The sequence below is a fragment of the Kitasatospora sp. NPDC088861 genome (genome assembly GCF_044750105.1).
In the GTDB taxonomy this organism is placed as follows: domain Bacteria; phylum Actinomycetota; class Actinomycetes; order Streptomycetales; family Streptomycetaceae; genus Kitasatospora.
In genome coordinates, this window is record NZ_JBIVJF010000011.1 from 43998 (window position 1) to 67761 (window position 23764).

Sequence of the window (23764 nt, forward strand, 5' to 3'; positions counted from 1 at the left end):
AGGGGTCAAGCCTTCGAGAAGTGCGCCAATCCAGGCCCGGAGCTCATTTACCGAGCCATATAACATCCTTTAACCAATCTTCGCAAGGTCCACAGGTTTCACTCAAACCAACGGTGTGATTCGCCCCAAAGTGCGCTCTTGCGCCGCCCCCTAGGCGGCAGGGGCGTCGGCGAAAGCACTGGATCCGGTGTCGGGAGAGGCGGGCATAGCCCTATGTCCAGAAAGTCGCCTTCCCTGCACCTTCGAGAATGAGACATTCCGTTTGCTCGTTCTTGAAAAACTCCCAGGGTACATACAGACTCGTTTCGTGAACGGACCCCGGCGTGCCGGAGGTCCGACCCGGGGCACCGATCCCCGAGGGCGCCGACCGCACCTTCACGTACGCGCCCCTGGTTCCCCTCTCAATTCGCCGTCGCCGGCATCCGCCCGCTCACGGGCGAACTCTTCGAGTTTGCAGAGCCCCATGCCCGGATGGCCGCACAGCTTCATTCTTCCTCTCGACACCCCGCGCTCGGACCACCGGCCGAGTGCCGCCAGCACGTACGGAAGGGGCAACCGAAGTGAACAGGAGCGACCTGGTTTCGGATTCGGGTCCGGCGCCGGATGCCGAATTCGCGTTCCCGCTCTCGGCCCCGGAGTTCGGTATCTGGCTCACCTGTCGGGACCAGCCGGAGTCCTTCAACATCCACCGCGTCTGGGAACTGCGCGGGCAGCTCGACGAGCAGGCCCTGAAGGGCGCCGTCGAGGAGACCGTCGCCCGGCACCCCGTGTTCGCCCGCCGGCTCGTCGACGAGGACGGCGTGCCCTCCTGGGTTCCCGGCGTGCCGCAGCCGCGATGGACCGCGATGGACACGGCCACGACGGTCGACGCCACGCCCTGGGCGCCCGTCGGACGCCACCGGTTCGACCTGAGACGAGACTGCCCCGTCCGCGTCGACCTGTTCCGGCACCGACCGGACCACCATGTGCTCTCCCTCCTGGTGCACCACATCGCGTGCGACGGGGCGTCGCTGGAGAACGTGCTGGCGGACATCGGTGCCGCGTACAACGCGCGCACCGGCGGCGGGCCCCCCTTCACACCGTCACCGGCACCGCCCGCGGTGTCCGACCCGCCCGCGCCGGCGGAGCCCTCCCGCTTCTGGCCCCTCGAACTGGCGGACGCCCAGTGGCCGGAGGCCCTGCCGCGCACCCCGGGCCCCCGGACGGCCGAAGCCGACGTCCTGGTGCTCCCGCTGCCCCCGGACGAGGCCGACGCGGTGCGCGCGGCGGCCCGCCGCCTGCGCGTCACCCCGTACCTCATGGGACTCGCCGCCCTCTACGCGGCGTTCGCCACGCAGGGCAACGCCCCCGACGTCATGGTCGCCACACCGTTCGCCTCCCGGACACCGGCCACCGTGTCGCTGGTCGGCTGCTTCGCGCGGATGGTCCCGCTGCGCCAGCGGTGGCCCTCGGGAGCCTCCGGCACCGAGCTCTGCGACGGTGTGCGGCGGACCGTCGCCGAGGCGCTGTCCCACGCGCACGAGCCGATCCACGAGAGCGCGGACCTCTTCGACGCCGCGGCGCCCGGACTCACCGTCAGTTTCCAGCTGCGGGACCCCCTTCCGGGGCCGGCACTCGGCGGGCTCACCGTCCGTGCGATGGAAGCGGCGTGGGCGGCGGGCACCGTACCCGGGGCGGAAGCGGTGCGTGAGCCGGCGGCACCCGTCGCAGGCGCACCGGAGGCGCCCGGAGCGACTGAAGCGACTGAAACCCCCGGAGCCCCTGAAGCCCTCGAAGCTCCCGGAGCCGCTCCCCCGGCCGGGCACCCCGGCGGGACGAACGGCCTCACTCGTTTCGACCTCGAATTCGACCTCTGCTTACGGGCGGACGACGCCTCGGTGACGGTGACGCGCCGGGTGCGCGGCGGCACGACCCACGCGGCCGCCGCCGAACTGCTCGCCGTCTACCGCCAGGTCCTGCTCGCCCTCGCCCGCGACCCGGGGGCACCGCTGCCCCGCTCGACGAGCGCGGCGACGCCGTCCCTGATCGTCGCACCGGCCGATCCGTCGGAGCACGCACAGCCCCTCATGGACCGGTTCGACGCCTGGGTGCGCACACAGCCCCGGCGGCCGGCGGTGCGGTGCGGCGACGACCTCCTCACCTTCGCCGGCCTGGACCGCGAGGTCGCCCGGCTCGCCGCCGCCCTGCGCCGCCACGGCGCGGGCCCGGGCACCGCGGTGGGCGTCCTGCGCGAGCGGGGCGTCGCCCTGGTCGCGTCCGTGCTGGCGGCGTGGCGGGTGCGGGCCCACGTCGTCGCCCTCGATCCCTCCCAGCCCGACTCCCGTCTCGCCTACGTCGTGGCGGACACCGGTACCCGTCTCGTGCTGTGCGACCCCGCGTCACGCCACCGGCTCGACGCCTCGCTCACGATCGTCGACGAGGAGGCGCACGCCGGGGCCCCGGACGCGGAGAACGCGCACACCGAGGCCCCGGACGCCGAGAACGCGCACACCGAAGACGCCCGCCCCCACGATCTGGCGTACGTCCTGCACACCTCGGGCACCACCGGCCGCCCCAAGGGCGTCATGGTCGAGCACCGGGGTCTCGCCGTCCTCGTCGACGCGCAGCCGGCGGGAGCCGGGGCCGCCCGGGTCGGCGTCACCGCCGCCGTCTCCTTCGACGTCTTCTTCCAGCAGCTCCTCTACCTCTTCCGGGGCAGCTGCCTGGTGGTGGCCGACCAGGCCACGTACCGCGATCCGCAGGCGCTGGTGCAGTGGGTCGAGCGCAACGACGTGCGCCTGCTCAGCACCTCGCCGTCGATGTTCGCCGCCATGCGCCCCTTCGGCGTGGAGGAGATGTTCCAACGCACGGGCCTGGAGCTGGACTTCGGGGGCGAGGCGGTCGACGCCACGACCTGGCGCAGGCTGCGCGAGCTGGGTGTCAGGGGATCCAACGGCTACGGTCCGACCGAGGTCACGATCCAGACCACGTGGTGCGGTTTCGACGAGTACGGGACCCCCAGCATCGGCCGGCCCCTCGACGGCACCTCGGCCTACGTCCTGGGCCCCGACCTCCGCCCCGTGCCGGTCGGTTCCCGCGGCGAGCTGTACCTCGCTGGGCCGCTGGTCACCCGCGGCTACCTCAACGCCCCCGCGCTCACGGCCGAGCGCTACCTCCCGGACCCCTTCGCCCCGGCACCCGGCGCCCGGATGTACCGCACGGGGGACCGCGTCACCCTCGGTGCCGACGGACACCTGATCTACCACGGCCGGACCGACCACCAGCTGAAGGTGCGCGGCCAGCGGGTCGACCCGTACGAGGTGGAGGAGGTGCTGCGCGGCACGCCGGGCGTCCAGGACGCCCACGTGGCACGCCAGGGTCCGATCGGGACGGCGGGGCTCCTCGCCTGGGTCACCCCCCGCCGCCCCGGGCCGGTTCCGGTGCCGGGGGAGCTGCGCAGCCTCGCGGCCCGGCGGCTGGCGCCCGCCGCGGTGCCCGCGCACATCGAGGTCGTCGACGCGTTCCCGCTCACGCTCAGCGGAAAGGTCGACGAGCGTGCCCTGCCCGTGCCCGTGCCCGTGCAGCCGCCGGACGGCGGCGCGGACCCCGCCGTCCGGCTCTGGGCGCTGACGCTCGGCCGCCCGCCCGCCTCGAACGGGGACAACTTCTTCTCCTGCGGCGGGAGTTCACTGGACGCGGCCCGGCTCGTCGCCGAGGTCAACCAGGAGTGCGGGGTGCGCGTCGACCTCGCCTCGTTCTTCGGCGACCCGACACCGGAAGGGTTGCGGCACCTGATCGCGCGGGCCGCGCCCGCCGGCGGCGAGGGCCCGTCCACGGCTGCGCCCGCCGGCCTGTCGGCCGCCCAGCGGCGGCTGTGGCTGCTGCACCGGGCGGAGCCGGACAGCCATGAGTTCACCGTGTACTGGGCGCTGCGGCTGAGCGGTCCGCTGGATCCCGGGCGCCTGGAGGCGGCCTGGCACGACGTGCTCACCGCCCACCCCGAGACGCGGCTGCGGGTCATCGACGACGACGTGGCCCCCGGGCGCGGGCAGTGGCCCCTGACGGCGTTCACCGTGAGCGTGCGGGACGTGCCCGGGCACGCCCTGGCGGAGCACCTGCGGCGCGTGGCCCACCGGCCCTTCGACCTGTTCGAGGAGCCCTTGGTCGAGCTGCGGGTGCTCAGGACCGGCCCCGGGGACCACGTGCTGGTCTTCGTCGGCCACCACCTCGTGCTCGACCGCCGCTCCACGGAGCTGATCACCGAGCAACTGCTGAGCCGGCTGGCCGGCGGCCCGGCGCTCCCGCCCGCCCCGGCGGGCGCCGTCCCCGGACCGTCGCCCGCCGAGGCCGAACGGCTGCGCCGGTTCTGGGCCGAGGAGCTCGCCGGCGTCTCCGCCCACTCGCCGGTCGCCCTCGGCGGGCCCCGGCCGGGCCCGCACCGGCGCACCGCGGCGACGGTCGGCGTCCCGCTGGACGCGGCGCAGTGGCAGCGCGTGGCCGAGGCGGCGCGTACCCATCGCACCACTGCCCTCGTCCTCGTCCTGTCGGCGTTCGCGGTGACGGCCGACCGCTACGGCGCGGTGGGCGACGTCCTGGTCGGTACCACCATGGACGTCCGACCGCCCGGCTTCAGCGAGGCCGTCGGCCTCTTCGTCAACCCCGTCCCGGTACGGCTGCGCCCCCGCCCCGGCGGCACCGCCGGCGAGGCGGTCGCCCAGGCGCACGCGGCCCTCCTGCGGGCGCACGCACACCGCGCGCACCCCTTCGACGAACTCGTCCGGGAGCTCGGTCTGCGGGCCGGTCCGGGGCAGGCCCCCCTGTTCCAGGTGCTGGTCGACCATGAGCAGCCGGCCCCGGCGACGGCCGCGCCGCCCGGCGTCCGCGCCCGCCCGGTGGAGATCCCGGCGGCCATCGCGAAGTACGACGTCGAGATCCTGCTCCGGGAGACCCCTGACGGCGCCCGGCTGGACGTGCTCCACCGCACCGACCGGTGGACCACGGACCAGGCCTGGCAGCTGGCCGAGCGGATCCGCGGGGCGCTGCTCGCGCTGGCGGCCGAGCCCTCCGCACCGGCCGCGCTCCCCGTGGCGCTGGACCCGGGGCGCCTCCCCCTGGAGTGGGGGCGGGGCCCGGAGCCGTTCGCGCCGGTGGTCCCGGTGAGCGAGCTCATCGCCCGGATCGCCCGGGAGGCACCGGAGCGGACCGCCGTGGTCGCCGGGGGCGAGCAGCTCACGTACGGGCGGCTGCGGGCCGACGCCCTGGACCTCGCCGCCCGGCTGACGGCCCGGGGCGCGGGCCGGGGCGCCCGGGTGGCGGTGCTGACCGAGCGGTCCGCGGGCCAGATGACCGCGCTGCTCGGTGTGCACTTCGCCGGTGCCGCGTACGTCCCGCTCGATCCCCGGCACCCCGACTCCCGCATGACGGCGTGCCTGACCGACTGCGGGGCCTGCGCCGTCGTCGCCGACGCGGCCATGGCCGGGCGGGCGGCGTCCTTCGGGCTGCCGCTGGTCCCGCTGGTCCCCGTGGTCCCCCTGCGCCCGACGGCCGGGCCGGCGGCCGACCGGAGTGCCGAGCCCGCCGTCCCCCTCCCGCCCGGACCGCACGATCCCGCGTACGTCATCTACACCTCCGGAACGACCGGGCGGCCCAAGGGCGTGGTGATCGAGCACGGCACGCTGGCCGCCTCCACGGCCGCCCGCCGCACCGTCTATCCGGGGCGGCCGGTCTTCCTGCTGCTCTCGCCTGCGGCGTTCGACTCGGCCGCGGCCGGGATCTGGGGAACGCTGTCGGCCGGTGGCCGCCTGGTCGTCGCGAGCGACGACGAGGTCCGCGACCCCGAGGCCCTGGTCGCCCTGATCGCCCGGCACCAGGTCACCCGGCTGCTGTGCGTGCCCTCGCTCCACGCCCTGCTGCTCACCGCCGCCGACCGGGCCGGCCCCGACGCGGTGCGGAGCCTGCGCGAGGTCGTCACGGCCGGGGAGCCGCTCCCGGACGAGCTGCTGCGGCGCCACTTCGCCGTCCTGCCCGGGGTGGCGCTGGTCAACGAGTACGGGCCCACCGAGGCCACCGTCTGGGCGAGCTACCGCCGTTACCACGGGCCGGAGGCCGTGGACATCGGCGGCCCGGTGCCGGGGTACCGCCTCTACGTCCTGGACCACGCCCTTCGGCCCGTCCCCCCGGGGGTCGACGGCGAACTGTACGTCGGCGGCGCGGGGGTGGGCCGGGGGTACGTCGGCCGGCCCGCCGAGACGGCCGGCGCCTTCCTGCCCGACCCGTTCAGCGGCGAGCCGGGGGCCCGGATGTACCGCACGGGCGACCGGGTGCGGTGGCAGGGGCCGGAGGCGCTCGCCTTCGTCGGCCGGCTGGACCACCAGATCAAGGTCCGTGGCCACCGGGTGCAGCCCGCCGAGGTGGAGGCGGCGCTGCGCGGCGCCGAGGGCGTCCGGGAGGCGGCCGTGGTCGCCGACGGCGGCGCGCGCCTCGTCGGCTTCGTCACCGGCGGCGGGCGGCCGGAGGCCATCCGGCGCGAAGTCGCCGAGCTGCTGCCGGAGTTCATGGTCCCCGCCGTGGTCCACGCGCTGGAGCGGCTGCCCGTCACCCCCAACGGCAAGGTCGACCGGCGGGCCCTGGAGCAGGAGGCGGCCCGGCGCCGGGCCTCGGCGCTCGCCCGGCCCGCCGGGGACGTGTCGCCCGGGCACGCGGCGGTCACCGCGGCGTGGCGGGAGGTCCTGGGCGTCGTCGAGGTTCCCGGCGACGTCAACTTCTTCGACCTCGGGGGGCATTCGCTGCTGGTGCCGGCGCTCCAGGAGGCGCTGCACCGGCACACCGGCGTCCGGCTGCCGATCCTCGACCTCTTCCGCCACAGCACCGTCGCCGACCTCGCGGCCCGACTGGCCCGCGCGAAAACGGACCCGCCGCCCGCCCCCGGGACGGAACCACCGCCCTCAGCCGGGTCGTCCCGTCGCCGACGCGGCGACGCGGCCCGTACGCTCCGCGACCGCCGTGCCCAGGAGGCCGACCGATGAACCGCGACCGTTCCCTCGACATCGCCGTCACCGGCATGACGGGGCGCTTCCCCGGCGCGGCCGATGTGGCACAGCTGTGGCAGGCCCTGCGCGACGGGCGGGTGCTGACCCGGCGCCTGAGCCGGGAGGAGCTGTCGGCCCGCGGCGTCCCCGCGTCCCTCGCCGACGATCCGGCCTACGTCCCCGTCCACGGGTCGCTCGACGATCCCGACCGCTTCGACCACGCGTTCTTCGGCGTCAGCCCCCGCGAGGCCGGGCTGACGGACCCGCAGCACCGCCTGCTGCTGGAGTGCGCCTGGGCCGCCCTGGAGGACGCCGGCCACAGCGTCACGGCCGGCGACGGTCTGCGGACGGCGGTGTACGCGGCCGCCAGCGGCAGCGGTCACCTGCGGGCGCTCCTGGCCGCCGGCTCGCTGGCGCCCCCGGAGTTCGAGGAGGCGCTCCTCGTCAACGAACGCGATTTCCTCGCGACGCGCATCGCCTACAAACTGGGGCTGACCGGGCCCGCACTCACCGTCCTCACGGCCTGCTCCTCCTCGCTCGTCGCGGCCCACCTGGCCGTCCAGGCGCTGAACAACGGGGAGTGCGACCAGGCCCTGGTGCTCGCCGCGTCGGCCAACGCCCCCCAGGCGGGGCACCTGCCCATGGCCGGCGGAGTGATGTCGCTCAGCGGGCACTGCCGCCCCTTCGACGCCTCGGCGGACGGCACCCTCGGCGGCTCGGGGGCGCTGGGCGTCGTCCTGCGCCGCTACGAGGACGTGGCGGACGGCCCGCTCCCCCTGCACGGAGTGCTGCTGGGCTCCGCCGTCAACAACGACGGCACCGCCAAGGCGGGCTTCCTCGCGCCGTCGGCGGCGGGCCAGGAGCAGGCGATCCGCGCCGCGCTCGCCGCCGCCGACGTCGACGCCGCGTCCGTCGGCTACCTGGAGAGCCACGGCACCGGCACCCGCGTCGGCGACCCCATCGAGTGGTCCGCCGCCTCCTCGGTGTACCGATCGCTGGGTGCCGCTCCCGGCAGCATCCCGGTCGGCGCGCTCAAGGCGACCATCGGCCACCTCGACGCCGCCGCCGGACTCGCCGGGCTGGTGAAGGCGCTGCTGGTGCTCCGGCACGGGTACGTGCCCGCGATTCCCGGGCTGAGCCGGGCCAATCCGCTGCTGGAGCGGGAGGACTCGCCGCTGTCCCTGCCCACCGAGGCCGGGCCGTGGCGGGGCCCGCAGCCGCGCCGGGCCGCGGTGAGCTCGTTCGGCGTGGGCGGGACCAACGTGCACATGGTGGTGGAGCAGCCTCCGGAGCCGGCCGCCCCACCGCCCGCCCCGCCGTCCGGGCGGGAACGGCTGGTGGTGCTCTCCGCGAAGGACCCACGGGCCCTCGCCCGCATGCGGGAGCGGCTCGCCGCGCACCTGGAGGACGCCGAAGCCGCCCCCTCGCTGGAGGACGTCGGCCGGACCCTCACCCGGCGGGCGGAACTCCCCTACCGCTCCTCGGCGGTGGGCGCGAGCGTGGCCGAGGTCGTGGCGGCGCTGCGCGCCCCGGCCGAGGCGGCACCGGAGCCCGTGGCGCACCCCGCCCCGGCGCTGCTGCTCTTCCCGGGGCAGGGGACGCAGTTCCCCGGCATGGCGGCGCCCTTCGCCGCCGCCCTGCCCCCGTTCGCCGACGCGCTGGACGCCTGCCTGGCCGCCTTCTCCCCCGGGCTCGCCCGCGAGGTGGACGAGGCGCTGCACGACGCCGCCTTCCCCGCCGAACGCCTCGCCCGGACGGCGCTCGCCCAGCCCGCGCTCTTCGCCGTCGAGTACGCCGCCGGGACGGCGCTGCTCGCCCTGGGCCTGGTCCCCTGCGCGCTGCTCGGGCACAGCCTGGGGGAGATCACGGCGGCGACCCTGGCCGGCGCGCTCGCCCTCGACGCCGCGGCCCGTCTCGTGGCACGCCGGGCCCTGCTGATGCAGGACTGCGCCCCGGGCGCGATGGTCTCGCTGGCCTGCGGCGAGGCCGAGGCCCGGGCCCTGCTGGCCGAGACCGGCGCCGAGCTGAGCATCGCGGCGGTCAACGCCGCCACGAGCACCGTGCTCGCCGGGTCCCCCGGGGCGGTGGCGGCCTTCCGGGAGCGGATCGGCGGCCGGTACGCGGCCAAGGTGCTGCGGTCGTCCCGTGCCTTCCACTCCCCGCTGATCGAACCGGCGGCCGACGCGCTGCGGGGCACACCGGCGGCCGATGAGGTGCGCCCCGCCGCCCTGGCGTGGATCGAGAACACGGAGGGGCAGTTGCTGCCCGAGGGCTCGCTCACCGACCCCGGCCACTTCGCCCGGGCCGCCCGCCGGCCGGTGCGCTTCGCGGACGCGCTGGCGACGGCCCGGGCGAAGTTCCCCGACGCCGTCGCGGTCGAGGTCGGGCCCGGCCGGGTGCTGAGCGGCTTCGCGGAAGCCGCCGGGCTGCCCGCGATCCCGCTGCTGGGCTCCTCGCCGCCGGCCCCCACCGCGCCGTCGCACGCCCCGGCCGCTGCCACCGCCCGCCCGGTGCTGGCGGCGATCGGCCGGCTGTGGTGCTCCGGCCTCCCCCTGGACCTCTCCCCGCTCCAGGCCCCGGGGCGCTCCGTCCCCCTGCCGACCTATCCGTTCCACGGCCCGCGCCACCCGGTGCCGGCCGCCCCGGCGCCCGGAGCACCGCCAGGACCACCGCCCGGACCACCCGTCACCGACGCGGCCGATCCCGTCGCGGACACCCCCGTCGCGATCCTCCGCGCCCTGTGGGCCGAACAGCTGGGGGTGACCGACGTGCCCGACACGGCCGACTTCTTCCAGCTGGGCGGTGACTCGCTCACCGTGGCCCGGCTGGCGCGCGGGATGAGCCGCCGGTTCGGCGTCGACGTCCCCGTCGGCGAGCTGCTGCGGGCCCGGTCCATCGGGCTCCAGTACGCGCTGGTGGAGCGGTTGATCGCCCAGCAGATCCTCGACGAGGCCGGGGAGGAGCTCGGATGACCGCCTCACCCCTCGACCGGCTCACCCCCGGGCAGCGCGCCGAACTGGCCGCCCGGCTCCAGGGGCGCAGCCCCGCGGCCGCGTCTCCGGCGGCTGCCGCACCGTCATCGGCGGATTCGGAACCGGCGCTCCCGCCCCGCCCGGAGGCCGCGGCCGGCAGCCACCCCCTCTCCGTCACCCAGTACCGGATGTGGCTCGCCGAACAGGCGTCCCCCGCCGCGTCGGCGGCCTACACCGTGCCCCTGGCCCTCCAGCTCGCGGGCCCGCTCGACATCGACCGGCTCCGCGCGTGCCTGGACGCCCTCGCCGGGCGCCATCTGGCCCTGCGCACCCGTTTCGGCCAGGAGAACGGGGTGCCCCGGCAGCGCTTCGACCTGCCCGCCCGCATCCCGCTGGAGGTGCGGCCGGTGCCCCCGGGAACGCCGGAGCGGGACCGGGCCCTCGACGCCGAGGCGGCGCGCCCGTTCCGCCTGGACCGGCCCCCGTACGTCCGTGCCGTCCTGCTGGCCCAGGGGCCGCAGCAGCACACCCTCCTCCTGACCTTCCACCACGCCGTCTGCGACGGATGGTCGTTGGGGGTGCTGATCGACGACCTGCTGGACGCGTACGCCGCCGGGGGCGGCCCCGGTTCCGCCCGTCCCGCGCCGGCCGCCCAGCACCTCGACTACGTCCACTGGGAGCAGTCGCCGGACGGGCGGGCCGCGCTGGCCGCCCACGCCGCCCACTGGGCCCGCTCCGGCGGCAGCGCCGACGACGGGGCCGAACTCCCCTTCGCCGTCGACCCGACCGCCTCGGAGCAGACCGCCTCGCAGCAGGCCACCACGGAACAGGCCGCCTCGCAGCAGACCACCGCGGAACAGACCGCCTCGCAGCAGACCGCCCGGATGCCGCACGCCGAGCTGGCGCTGCCCCCGGACCTCACCCGGCAGGTCCACGCGTTCGCCCGGCGGTACGCCTGCACGGCGCACGCGGTGTGGCTCGCCGCGTTCGCGGCCACCTGGAGCGCGGTCACCGGCGCCCGGACGGCCTCCGTGAGCGTTCCCACCGCCAACCGGGCGGCGGAGCGCTACGACCTCACCGTGGGCGCCTTCGTCTCCGCTATGCCCCTCGCCCTGTCCCTGCCCCCCGCGCTGGGCTTCGCCGCGCTGGCCCGGCGGACCGGCGAGCAGCTCCTGACCGGTTCCCGACACCCGACCCTCCCCCTGACCTCCGACGACACCGCCGTGCCCGTACCCGCCGCCGCCTTCGTCCTGACCCACGAGGACAACCGGCCGCGCCCGGCCGGCCCCCTCACGGTCACCCCCCTGCCGGTGCGCGTCCAGGGCGACCAGGGCGCGCTGACCGTGCAGCTTACGGAACACGCCGACACCGCCGCCGTCCGGCTGACCGGCTCCCCGCAGCACTACACCGACGCGGCCCTCGCCCGGCTCGGGCGGGCCTACCGACGCTGCCTCGCCTCCGTGCTCGCCGCCCCCGACGCGCCGCTGGCCGCGCTGGACGCACGCGACCCGGCCGAGCGCGAGACCATCACGGCCGCCTCCACGGCGCCGCCCGCGGCCGGGGCCCGCCTGCCCTACGACGCCTTCGCGGACTGGGCGCGGCGCACCCCCGAGGCCTTCGCCGTCTGGGACGCCGCCGGCGGTCACCTCACCTACCGGGCGCTGCACGAGCGCACCGAGCGCGCGGCGGCCCACCTCGCCCTGGCCGGGGTCGGCCCCGGCTCGGCGGTGGCCCTGGACGTACCGGCGGGCGCCGACTACCCGGCGCTGGCCCTGGCGGTCTGGCGGCTCGGCGGCTGGATCATCGCGCTGCGCCCCGACGACCCCGTGGAACGCCGCCGCGCCCTGCTACGCAGCGCCCGGGCGGACTTCCTCGTCCGCACGGCCGACGCCCCCGCACACGATGCCCCCGGGCACGATGCCGACGGGGACCACGCCGACGAAGACCGTGCCGACGGCGGCGCGCCGGGGAGGGTGCTCCGGACGATCCGGCTCCCCCGAGGGGGCGCGCGCGAGCTCCCGGCCACCGGGGCGGCGGTGCCGCCCGTGGCCCGCACGGGCCCGCAGGACCTGGCCTACGCGGTGTTCACCTCCGGCACGACCGGTACGCCCAAGTGCGTCCCGGTGCCGCTGGGGGCGCTGGCCAACGAGCTCGCCTGGCGCCGCGAGGCGATCGGCCTCGCCGCCCCCGACCGGGTGCTCCAGACCATTCCCCTGGTCTTCGACCCGTCGCTGTGGCAGTGCTTCGGACCGCTGGTCGCCGGGGCCGGCGTGGTCTTCCCCGGCGTCGACCTCGGGGCGCATCCGGCCGCCCTGGTGGAGGCCGCCCTGGAGCACTCCGCGACCGTGGTCGACGTCGTCCCGTCCCTGCTCGCGGCCCTGGACGACGAGGACCTGCGCCGGCTGCCGGCCCGGGTCGTCTTCTGCGGCGGGGAGGCGCTGCCCTCGGCGCAGGCCGACCGCTACCTGCGCGTCGGCCGCGGTGAACTGCGCAACCAGTACGGGCCGTCCGAGACCTGCATCGACGCCACGTCGTACCGGTGCGCGGCGGGGGCCGAGGGCGGCACCGCCCCCGTCGGCCGCCCCATCTCCGGCGTGCGCCTGCACATCCTCGACGGCGCGCTGCGTCCGGTGCCCATCGGGGTCACCGGCGAGCTGTACATCGGCGGCACCGGGGTGGCGCGCGGCTACCGGGGCCGTCCGGCCGAGACGGCGGCCCGGTTCCTGCCCGACCCGGCCGGTCCCCCGGGCTCGCGGATGTACCGCACCGGGGACCGGGTGCGGTGGAACGCCGACGGGAGCGTGCAATTCGTCGGCCGCAGCGACAACCAGGTCAAGGTGCGCGGCCACCGGGTGGAGCTGGAGGAGGTCGACCGGCACGTCGTGGACGCGCCGGGGGTGCGGGAGGCGGCCACCGTCGTCGTCGGGGAACGCGTCAGCCGCCTGGTGGGCTTCGTCACCGGCGAGCCCGCCCCGGACCCGGCGGCGGTGCGCGCCCATCTGGCCCGTACCCTCCCGCCGTACATGGTGCCCGGCGAGATCCGGGTGCTCCCTCGGCTGCCGGTGACCGCCAATGGCAAGGCGGACCGCCGCGCGCTGCTGGCGATGGTGCGCTCCGCGCGCACGGCGGCGGGCCCCGCCGCCGCCCACGACCGGGTGGCCGCCGCCGTGGTGGAGGCGTTCGCGGCGGCGCTCGACCGGCCGTCGGCCACCCTGGACGACCATCTCTACGACCTCGGCGGGGCGTCGCTGGGGGCGGCCCGGATCGCCTCCGCGCTGAGTCGCCGCCTCGGGGCGGAGGTCCCCGTGCGCACCGTCCTGACGCATCCGCTGGCCGCCGAACTCGCCACCGAGGTCAGGACGTTGCTCGCAGCAGCAGCAGCACCGCCGCCTCCCGCCGACGCCGGAGCCGGCGCTTCCCAGACACCCGAACAGCTCCTGGTGGCCCAGCAGGAGCGGGCCCTCGGACACCCCGCTCCCCCGATTCCGCTGCTGCTCGGGCTCGACGCCCCCGTGGATCCGCGGGACGTGGAGCGGGCGGTCCGCGCACTGGTCGCCCGGCACGAGGCCCTGCGGCCGGCGGCCCCGCAGGCCGTGCCCGGGACGACGGAGGCGACACCGGGGGCCGCCGGATCGGGACAGCACGACGCGTGGCAGCCCTGCCCCGTGGCCCCGCTGCCGGACCAGCCCGCCCAGGTCCACTGGGACACCGCACTGATCGAGCGGCCACTGCCCGCAGGATCACCGGGGCTGGAGGTCGTCCTGCTGACCGGAGAGGGCGGCACCGTCCGGCACCTGCTGCTGAGGCTGGCCCGCCACCGGGGCGACGGCGCCTCCGTGGGCATCCTCGCCGACGAGCTCCTCGCCCTGCTCGCCGGACGCGACCTGCCCCGGCCGGCCCCGCGCTACAGCGACTACGCCAGCGCCAGGGCCTCCCGCCGCACGGCCCGGCGCGCCGAACTGGAACAGTACTGGCGCACCAGCCTGGGCCCGGTCCCCCCGGACCCGTTCGCCGAGCGCCGCACCGGCCCGAGGACCTTCCGCAACCACGGGGTGCGGAAGGTCCTCCCCGCCGACGCGTACGCGCGCCTCCAGCGGGCGGGCCGGACGGCGGGCACGACCACCACGGCCGCCTTCCTCGACCTGCTCGGCCGGATCGTCTCCCGGATGTCGGGCGGCACGTCCACGGTGATCGGCATGCCGGTCTCCCACCGCTCGGCGGCCACCGAGGAAACGCTCGTCGGCCGCGCCGTCGACCTGCTGCCGGTGGTGCTCGGCGCCACCGGGGCCGGCCACGCCCACCGGGCGCTGCTGTCGGCCCTGGACCACGCCGACCTGCCGCTGCTGCACATCGCCGAGCTCGCCGATCCGGTCGACCCCGCGCTCCGGCCGCCGGTCTGCGCGGCCGGGCTGGTCGTCCACGGGCAGGAGGAGAACCCGGCCGTGGTGCCGGACGACCCGCCCCACGACACCGTGCCCGAGCACTGGGCGGACCTCGACCTCGTCCTCCACGTGCAACCGGCCCGCTCGGGAGGGTGTTCGGTGCTCCTGACCGGAGCCGTCGGCCTCTTCCCGCAGGCCGAGCTGCGCGAGCACCTCGCCCGGGCCCTGGCGGAGCTCGAACCCGACCAGGGCTGAGGCCCGGCCCCCCAGCCGCACCCGCCCCAGCCCTACCCGCCCCGGCCGTACCCCCCGCGCGGTGCGCCCGTCGCGCCCGCGTCCCAACCGCCCGCTCTCCGACATATCCGACGCATCCGACACAAGGGGAAAAGTCATGGACGAAGAGCAGAAGTACCTGTTCGACCTGCGCGGCTACCTGGTCCTGGAGGACATCCTCTCCGCGCAGGAACTCGCCGCCGTCAACGCCGCCCTCGACGGCCACGGCCTGTGGGACGGCGAGAACAAGCTCGACTACTCGCTGCTCAAGCGGTACAACCCGTTCATCGCCAACGCCGGCCCCCTCCACACCACCCCGCGCCCGGTGCGCGACCTGATCAGCCACGAGAAGGTGCTGCCGCACCTGGAGGAGGTGCTCGGCCCCGACCTGCGCTACGACGAGGGGCAGGTGCTCTACGCCCGCAAGGGCGCCGGAGCGCTGATCCTGCACAACGGGAACACCCCGTGGGAGTACCCCCCGCTGACCTACCAGGTCCGCGACGGCCGGATCTACGGCGGACACCTGATCGTCGCGTTCTGCCTCACCGACGCCCTCGCCGACCAGGGCGGCTTCGCGGTGGTCCCCGGCAGCCACAAGTCGGCCTTCGAGATCCCGGAGGACTTCCAGACCTGGCAGAAGGTCGGCGACTGGGTCTCCCGCGTCCCGGTCAGGGCCGGCTCGGTGGTCCTCTTCGCGGACACCGCCACCCACGGCAGCTGGCCCTGGGCCGCCGACTTCGAACGCCGGGTCGTCTTCTGCCGCTACACCGCAGGCATGGTGCAGCACACCGCTCCCGCGCCCGTGCCCGAGGACCTCCCGGGCGAGGAGTGGACCCCGGTCGAACGCCGGCTGCTCCGCCCGCCGTTCGCCTGGCACTTCCACGACCGGGGCAGGGGCTACACGGAGCAGCAGCGCACCTCGGTGCGCACCGCCGAGGGCTGGACGATGAACGATCACTCCCAGCAGATCATCACGCTCGCGGAAGACGCGGAGAAATCCGCCGAGGGGCGGGGCTAGCCATGGCGAGCATCACCGTGAGTTCGGTCGGCTACGAGGAGTTCGACCAGGAGCTCGGCAGCGACCCCCTGGGGCTGATGACGCGGCTGCGCGACGAGGGGACGGTCAGCGCCGTCCCGCTGGACGACGGCACGAGGCTGATCGTCGCGGCGGAGCCCGCCGTCGCCGCCGCGGCCCTCGCCCACGGCACCCGCAACCACCGCGGGCTGCTGCGCGAACTGGTGGGCAGCGGACTGTTCGTGGTCGCCTCCGGGGAGCAGTGGCGCCATCGCCGCGCCCTGCTGCGCCCGATGTTCTCGGCCCGGGCCGTGGCGGAGTTGCACACCCTGGTGCTGGAGAGCGCGGAGGACTTCGTGCGCCGTCGGCTGCTGCCCGCGGCGGGCCGCGAGTTCGACCTCGGACACACCCTCCAGCAGCTGAGCATCGAGATCATCCTCCGGCTCGTGGACCCGGAGCTGACCGGCGCCGAACTGGCCTCCCTGGCCTCGACGGTGGACACGGCCGTCCACTACCTGGACCGGCGGCTGTTCTCCCCGCAGACCGTCACCGACGCGGACGGCGAGGCGTTCGCGCGGGACAGGGCGGTGCTGGAGGAGTTCATCGCGCACCGGGCGGCCCAGGTACCCGCGGCGGCCACGGCCGACGGGGTCCTGCCGTCGCTCGTCGCCGCCCTGCACCAGCGGGGGGACACGCTCGGCGACCGTCCCGAGGACGTGCTGCGCGAGGAACTGATGTCGATCTTCGTGGCCGGCGTGGAGACCATGGGCACCCTGCTCACCTGGACCTTCCACAACCTGGCCGGCTCGCCCCCGGCCCTGGCCCGCACCCTCGACGAGGTCCGCTCCACCGACCTCGGCGCCCTGCGCGCCGCGCCGTCGATCCCCCAGGGGACCTTGCCGTACACCCTGGCGGTGGTCGAGGAATCCCTGCGGCTGCACCCGCCCGCGTGGGCGCTCTTCCGCCGCATCGACACCCCCGTCGAAGCGGCCGGCGTACGGCTGGAGCCCGGCGACCTCGTCCTGGCCAGCACCTACGCCATCCACCGCGCCCCGGCCCTGTGGGAGGCACCCGAGGAGTTCCGCCCGGATCGCTTCCTGGGCCGGCGCCCGCCCGTCCAGCAGTACTTCCCCTTCGGGGCGGGCCCCCACCAGTGCCTGGGGCGGCAGTTCTCGCTGCTGGAGGCCCAGCTCGCCACGGCGACGATCCTCGCGCACGGCCGGTTCACCCTGCTGGGCGACCGGGCCGCGACCGGGCTCCGACCGGCCATCGCCCTGACGCCGGACCCCAGCCCGCGCGCCGTGTTCACCCCGCACCCCGACACCGCCAACGGCACCACCAACGACACCGACACCGGCACCGGCACCGGCACCGGCACCGCAACCATCGGCCTCAGCAACACCCGCAAGCACCCCTCGGGGGCACGATGACGACCGCGCCGCACGCCCGGATCGAGCAGTGCTTCACCGCCGTCGCCGAGGCGTTCCCCGAGCGCGTGGCGTTGGCCGACCGGTACGGTGAGATCCGCTACGGGGAGCTCCTGACGCGGGCGCGCACCGCGGCGGCGTCGCTGCGGGCGAAGGGCGTCGACTCCGGTACCGCCGTGCTGATCGTCGGGCACGGTGACCGCCGGACCGTCCTCGCCATGCTGGCCGTCCTGATGGCGGGCGGCTGCTACGTGCCGGTGGACCCCCGGTACCCGGCTGACCGCGTCCGGCTCATGGCCGGCACGGCCCGGGCGGCCCTGGCCCTGCACGCCGGCGACGGCGGTGACAGCGCCGACAGCGCCGACAGCGCCGACAGCGCCGACAGCCCGACCGTGGCGGACCTGGGCATCCCCGTGCACGACATCGCCTCCCTCCTCGCGGAGCGGACCACCACGGCGGTGCCGTCCTCACCGGCCGGCCCCGACGACCTGGCCTACGTCATGTTCACCTCCGGCACCACGGGAGCCCCCAAGGCCGTGGGCGTCACCCACCGGGGGGTCACCGGGCTGGCGCTCGGGGCGGAGTCCCTGCGGCTGGGCCCCGGCGACGGTGTGCTCCTGCACTCCACCCTCGCCTTCGACGCGTCGACGTTCGAGATCTGGTCCCCGCTGCTGGCCGGGGCCCGGATCACGGCCGCGGACCGCAACCCCCTCGCACTCCACGAACTGGCCGCCCTGCTGGCCCGGCCGCAGATCACCACGGCCTGGCTGACGGCCCCGCTCTTCCGCCTCATGGCCACCCACCACGGTCTGGCGCTGGGCACCCTGCGCACCCTCGTCACCGGCGGTGACACCGTCCCGGCCGGCACCGCGCGCTCCTTCACCGCCGCCCACCCCGCCACCCGGCTGGTCAACGGCTACGGCCCGACCGAGAACACCACCTTCAGCACCCTGGGGGACGCCTCCGCGTGGGACCGCGAGCACTCCGCCGCGTTCCCGATCGGCACCGCCGTCGCGGGAACGACGTGCCACGTCCTCGACGAACGGCTGCGGCCCGTCGCCCCGGGCGCGGTGGGCGAGCTCTACCTCGGCGGCCCCCGGCTCGCCCGCGGCTACCTGCACGACCCCGCCGCGACCGCCGCGCGGTTCGTGCCCGACCCCTTCTCCGCGCGGCCCGGTGCCCGCATGTACCGCACCGGTGACCGCGTACGGCACCTCCCCGACGGCGCCCTGGACTTCCTCGGGCGCGCCGACGACGAGGTGAAGGTCCGGGGCTTCCGCACCGATCCGGCGGAGGCGGCGGCGGTCCTCGCCGCCGACCCCGCCGTCGACGACGCCGTGGTCATCGCCGGTACCGGTCCCGACGGCGCCGTCCTGACCGCCTTCCTCACGCCGGCGTCCGTCGACACCGACGCGGTGCGCCGGGGCGCGTGGCAGCGGGCACCGCGCCATCTGGTGGCCGAGCGGATCATCGCGGTCGACGCCCTTCCGCTGGGGCCCACCGGAAAGGTGGACCGCGCCGCCCTCGCCCGTCTCGCGGACGCCCGGACGCACGACGCGGACGACGCGAATCCTCGGACGCACGACGCGGACGCCCGGACGCACGACACCGCCGCCCAGGGCCACCCCGCACTCGCCGCGGCCTGGGAGTCCCAGACGGGGCACCACCCGCTGCCCGACTCCGACTTCTTCGCCGACGGCGGCACCTCCCTGGGGCTGATGCGCCTGGTCGAACAGGTGCGCACCCAGCTCGGACCGACCCTCGACTTCGCCCAGCTCTACGCCGCTCCCACGTACGCCGATCTGTGCCGGCTGACCGCCCCGAGCGCCACCCCGGCACCCCCCGGCGACCGAGCCCAGGAGACCGTCGCATGACGCAGGTGATGCAGGATCAGGACAATGATCTGGCCAGAATGGACGGCCTGTGGATCCGGGTGATCGAACCCCAGTCACCCGCCCGGCACGCCCGGGACTTCGCCCAGGTCCACACCTGGCTGCGCCAGTACATCAGCCGGCCCCACGACGAGATCGGCCGCACCGGGCCGGTCTGCCCCTTCATCCCACCCGCCCTCAGCGGCAAGGACGCCCAGTTCAGCTTCCGCTACGACGTCACCGGGAAGGACGAGCAGCAGCTGCGCGAGGCCCTGGAGGCGGAGATGTCCACGTTCGCCCTCGGCACGGAGCGCAGCCGTACGCACACCGGAGCCTCCCTCGACTGCCGCATCGTGGTGCTGCCGGCCACCGGGCCGGAGGGCTGGCGGGTCCTCGACGAGGCGTACGAAGACCTGAAGAACAACGCGGTCGCCCACGGGCTGATGGTCGGCCAGTTCCACCCGCACTGCGACGAACGGGCCGTGCGCAACCCGCTCTTCCCCGTCTCCGTGGCCCCTGTCGGCCTGTTCGCGATCCGCCGGATGGCGCCCCACGATGTGCTCTTCTTGTACAAGCACCGCGCCTGGTTCAGGATTTACGATCAGAACTTCCGCGCCCACTACGAACGGGGCCGCGTACGCGACCCGCTCCTGCGCGAGTTGTACGTGACCGCTGTGGAACGTCACGGCCTGCCCGAGCTCGCCCCGAAGGCAAAGGAGAACGACGCGCCGTGACCGAGGACCAGTACCGCATCGTCGTCAACCACGAGGAGCAGTACTCGATCTGGCCCACCTACCACGACGTCCCCCAGGGGTGGCGGACGGTGGGCGAGCCGGCGTCCCGCGAGGACTGCCTGCGCAGGATCGAGGAGGAGTGGGACGACATGACCCCGAAGTCCGCCCGGCGCGAGGCGGCCCCCGCCGCACCGGCCCCCGCGGGCCCGGCCGGCTCCCCGGGGTCCCCGTGACCGACACGCTTCCCACGGTCGCCGTCGTCTACGGCAGGGGGTCGGCGGGGCCGGCCGAGATCCTCGGCGCCGCCCGCGGCCTGTGCGACGTGGTCTTCGTCTGCGACCCGGCCGTACCGGGCGTGGCGCCGCTGCTCGCGGGGATGCGCCGGCGGGCGCGGGTCTGCGAGATCAGCGGACACGACACCCCCGCCGCCGAACTGCTGCGCGAGCACGGCCCCGCGGGCATCGTCACCTTCAGCGAGTACTGCCTCGCCGGCACCGCGCGGCTGGCCCAGGCCCTCGGCCTGCCCTACCACCGGCCGGACACCGTCCGGCTGCTCACCGACAAGGCCGACCAGCGCGCGGCGTTCGCGGCGGCGGGGGTCGACCACACCCCGAGCGTCGTGGTGCGCTCCGCCGCCGAGGTCGACACCGCCGTGGCCCGCCTGGGCTACCCCGTGGTGCTCAAACCCCGTACCGGGGCGGGCAGTCAGGACACCGTACGGCTGGCAGACCCCGAGCAGCAGCGGCGCGCCCTGGCCGACGTCGGCCTCGCCCCCGGGCCCGGTGACGGGCCGGCGGGCCCGGGCGGCGGCCCGCGCGACTTCGTCGTGGAGAAGTACCTGCCCGGGGACCCCGCGGTGGCCGGACCGGGCTGGGGGGACTACGTCTCCGTCGAGGCCGTCGTGCAGCACGCGGAGGTCACGACCCTCTGCGTCACCGGCAAGTTCGCCCTGGCGGACCCGCTGCGGGAGACCGGACTGTTCCTGCCCGCCACCCTCACGCCCGCCGTGGAGAAGGACGTCGCCGAGCTCGCCGCGGCCGCGGTCCGGGCCCTCGGCGTGACGACCGGGGTGACCCACACGGAGGTGAAGCTCACCCCGGACGGCCCCCGCGTCATCGAGGTCAACGGACGCGTCGGCGGGCGCGCCGTGGGCCTGCTGGACCGGGCGCTGGGCATCGATCTTCTGGCCCTCGCCTTCGAGTTGGCCCTGGAGCGCGGCGTCGAGCCCGTCACGGCCCCCCGGCCGGCGGCGGTGACCTTCGAGTACTTCATCGTGCCACCGCGCACGGTCGGCACCGTCCGGGCGATCGACGGCGCCGACGCCGTACGGGCCCTCCCCGGCGTCGGCGAGGTCGACGTGGCGACGGCCCCTGGGCAGCCCGTCGACTGGCGCCACCCCGCACAGCGCCTGGCGTTCGTCCGGGGCGCCGTCGCCACCCATGACGAACTGCTCCGGCTCGTCACGTCCGTCCATGACAGATTCCACCTGGAGTTCGCACCCCAGTGAAGAGAACGTTCCCCACCACAGACCGGCCGCGCACGCCCCGCCGAGAGCGTCGAAGAGCAGGTGCCCCGCAGTGTCCCGCAGTCCTTCATCGTGGAAAAGTGGAACAGCAGAGAGGTAGTCGATGCTCGACAAGGTGCGACAGCCGCTGAAACACCGGCCCTTCCGGCGGGTGTGGCTGGGCGAGACCGTCTCCCTGGTGGGGGACTACAGCTTCGAGGTCGCCTTCATCTGGCTGATCCTGAACGAGACCGGATCGACGACCACGCTGGCCACGATCCTGCTCGTCCAGGCCGTCCCCCGGGGCGTGCTGATGCTGGTGGGCGGCGCGGTGACCGACCGGCTCTCCCCGCGCGCCGTCATGTTCTGCTCCCACACGCTCAGGGGGCTCGCCGTCGCCACGCTGGGGCTGGTCGCCCTGACGGACCACGTGAGCACGTGGCACCTCTACGCCCTCGGCGCGCTCACCGGCGTCGCCGAAGCGTTCTTCTGGCCGGCCGCCGGCAGCATCATCCCCTCCCTCCTGCCGCCCGAGCACCTCGCCCGGGGCAACGCGCTCGTCGGCTTCGGGGAGCAGGGGGCCCGGCTGCTGGGGCCGATCCTGGGCGGCGCCCTCGTGGCCGCGGTGGGGACGTCGACCACCATCCTGCTCAATGCCTTCACCTTCTTCTTCGCCGCCCTGACGGTCTTCGGCGCACCCCGCAGACAACCGTCCGACCAGGCGGGCGACCAGGCCTCCGACCAGGCGGGCGAGGCCGACGAGGGCGCCAAGTCGTTCACGGCGATCCGGCGGGAGATCGTCGAGGGTCTCCGCTACGCCGGACGCAGCAGGGAGATCCGCACTGTCCTCCTGCTGATCGGCGCGGCGGCCCTCAGCTACAGCGGCCTCTTCAGCGTGGGGCTTCCCGCGCTGGCCAAGACCTTCCCCCAGGGCTCGCTCGCACTGGGCGTCCTGCTGTCCGCCTGGGGACTGGGGCAGCTGATCGGCACCATCGGCGCGGTCTTCACCGGGCTGCCGCGCCGCTGGGGACTGCTCATCATCGGGATGACGCTCTGCGAGGGGACCGCCTTCGTACTGCTGGGCTTCCTTCCCAGCGTGTGGAGCGCGGCGGTGGTGCTCACCCTGCTGGGGATCGGCGTCGCGTACTCCAGCGACGTCGCGCTGCCGACGTTCATCCAGACCAGGACCCCGACGGACGTGCTGGGCCGGGTCAGCAGCGTGATGGAACTGCCCCGGGCCACGCTGGAACCGCTCTCCATCGCGGCCATGGGCCTGCTGGTCGGCTGGGACATACAGTGGGCGTTCGTGCTCGCCGCGATTCCCATGCTGGCCGTCGGCCTCCACCTGGCCCTCGACCGCGAGGCCCGCGCGCTGAGCACCACGGCCTCGGAGGAGCATCCGGCGGCGAAGGATCCGGATCCCCTCGTCTTATAGGCCCTGTCCGCCGGTGGTGGCCGGCGACCGGCGTCTCGTCGACCACCTCATAGCCTGGGACCCGTCCACCTGGGACGCGACGAGGCGCCGCCTCGTGCACCCGAGGACGACGTGGGGAGGGGAGGGGAGTCGATGAGTCTTCGTCAGTTCGAGTACGCCCTGGCCGTTGCCGAGGAGGGTTCGGTGACGGCCGCGGCGGAGCTGCTGCACGTCGCCCAGCCGTCGGTGTCCCAGCAGATCCGCGCCCTGGAGCGGGAGCTCGGTGTGGAGCTGTTCGCCCGCACGCCGACCGGGCTGGTGCCCACCGTGGTCGGCCGCGCGTTCCTGCGGGAGGCGGAGGCCGCGGTGAGCGCGGCGCGGCGGGCGAGGGCGACGGCGCGGGCCGGCGCCGACGAGCTGGTGGGCGAGCTGACGGTCGCGGTGCAGATGGGCTTCGGCACCCGGCAACTGCCGGGCGCCTTGGGCGCGCTGCGCCGCCGCTTCCCCCGGCTGGAGGTCACCGTCTTCGAGGAGCCGAGCTCCGCCGAGATGGAGCGGCTGGGCCGCCGGGGCACGCTGGACCTCGCCCTGATGGCGGTGTGCGAGCGGAGCCCCGCCGACGCCCACCACCTCGGCGACGAGGAGTTCGTCGTGGTGCTGGGCGCCGGGCACCGGCTGCTCGCCACGGACCGGGTCGAGCTGCGCGACCTGGACGGGGAGCCGTGGGTGCGGTTCGACCGCGACAGCGCGCTCGACGGCGTGCTGCTGGACGTGCTGCTCGAGAACGGGCTGACCCCGACCACGGTCGCCCGGGTGTCCCAGACGGCGACGGCCGTACGCTGGGCCGCCCACGGGCTGGGGGTGACACTCGTCCCGGCCTCCGCGGTGCCCCACGGCCACGAGCACCTCGCGCGCCCGGTGTCCCCGCCCGTCTCCCAGCCCGTCATCGCCGTCGTCCGCCACGCTGCGGGCCCGGCGGAAACGGCCCTGCTCGAACTCCTGCGTCAGGAGACCTGGTCCGAGCCCTTCTTCGCTCCACCGCCTGGGCTCATTCCCGCGATCGGCACACCGGGAATCCGCCCAGGCCGGTGATCTCGAATGGCCGCGCTTTCCGGCCACAACCCCGGATTCCTCGGACAACGCGACAGAATATCGCTGTCGAACC

At 75.5% G+C, this 23764-nt stretch carries 11 protein-coding genes; all 11 read left to right on the forward strand.

Translation table 11 applies throughout. From position 1 onward, the window contains the following. The first annotated feature begins 560 nt into the window (after positions 1–560). The 11 genes from ACIP37_RS20020 to ACIP37_RS20070 all read left to right on the forward strand — a co-directional run bounded on the left by ACIP37_RS20020 (position 561) and on the right by ACIP37_RS20070 (position 23691). Positions 561–7004: an amino acid adenylation domain-containing protein gene (locus ACIP37_RS20020; RefSeq protein WP_400808208.1), complete on the forward strand. Its 6444-nt coding sequence runs from the start codon at positions 561–563 to the stop codon at positions 7002–7004. Then, positions 7001–9979: a type I polyketide synthase gene (locus ACIP37_RS20025; RefSeq protein ID WP_400808211.1), complete on the forward strand. Its 2979-nt coding sequence runs from the start codon at positions 7001–7003 to the stop codon at positions 9977–9979. Before ACIP37_RS20020 ends, ACIP37_RS20025 begins: the two co-directional genes overlap by 4 nt. Then, positions 9976–14616 carry an amino acid adenylation domain-containing protein gene (locus ACIP37_RS20030; RefSeq protein WP_400808214.1) on the forward strand — a complete coding sequence of 1547 codons (4641 nt, stop codon included), beginning with the start codon at positions 9976–9978 and terminating at the stop codon, positions 14614–14616. The genes ACIP37_RS20025 and ACIP37_RS20030 overlap by 4 nt, the downstream gene beginning before the upstream one ends. 136 nt (positions 14617–14752) lie before the next feature. After that, positions 14753–15652, forward strand: a complete 900-nt coding sequence (locus tag ACIP37_RS20035) for a phytanoyl-CoA dioxygenase family protein (protein ID WP_400808217.1) — start codon at positions 14753–14755, stop codon at positions 15650–15652. Positions 15653–15654: 2 nt separating this feature from the next. Next, the gene (locus tag ACIP37_RS20040) at positions 15655–17079 is read left to right on the forward strand and encodes a cytochrome P450 (RefSeq protein ID WP_400844185.1); all 1425 of its coding nucleotides are present in this window, start codon (positions 15655–15657) and stop codon (positions 17077–17079) included. Then, positions 17076–18950: a non-ribosomal peptide synthetase gene (locus ACIP37_RS20045; RefSeq protein ID WP_400844188.1), complete on the forward strand. Its 1875-nt coding sequence runs from the start codon at positions 17076–17078 to the stop codon at positions 18948–18950. Before ACIP37_RS20040 ends, ACIP37_RS20045 begins: the two co-directional genes overlap by 4 nt. Beyond that, entirely contained in the window at positions 18947–19681 is a 735-nt protein-coding gene (locus ACIP37_RS20050) for a DUF6875 domain-containing protein (RefSeq protein ID WP_363631851.1), read from the forward strand. Before ACIP37_RS20045 ends, ACIP37_RS20050 begins: the two co-directional genes overlap by 4 nt. Beyond that, positions 19678–19914, forward strand: a complete 237-nt coding sequence (locus ACIP37_RS20055) for an MbtH family protein (protein ID WP_400808226.1) — start codon at positions 19678–19680, stop codon at positions 19912–19914. The genes ACIP37_RS20050 and ACIP37_RS20055 overlap by 4 nt, the downstream gene beginning before the upstream one ends. Next, entirely contained in the window at positions 19911–21188 is a 1278-nt protein-coding gene (locus ACIP37_RS20060; protein WP_363586179.1) for an ATP-grasp domain-containing protein, read from the forward strand. The genes ACIP37_RS20055 and ACIP37_RS20060 overlap by 4 nt, the downstream gene beginning before the upstream one ends. Before the next feature lie 121 nt (positions 21189–21309). Beyond that, positions 21310–22620, forward strand: a complete 1311-nt coding sequence (locus ACIP37_RS20065) for an MFS transporter (RefSeq protein WP_363586178.1) — start codon at positions 21310–21312, stop codon at positions 22618–22620. A 132-nt stretch (positions 22621–22752) separates the two neighbouring features. After that, positions 22753–23691 (forward strand): LysR family transcriptional regulator, encoded by a 939-nt coding sequence (locus tag ACIP37_RS20070; protein ID WP_363631853.1) that lies wholly within the window; start codon positions 22753–22755, stop codon positions 23689–23691. Positions 23692–23764 lie beyond the last annotated feature (73 nt).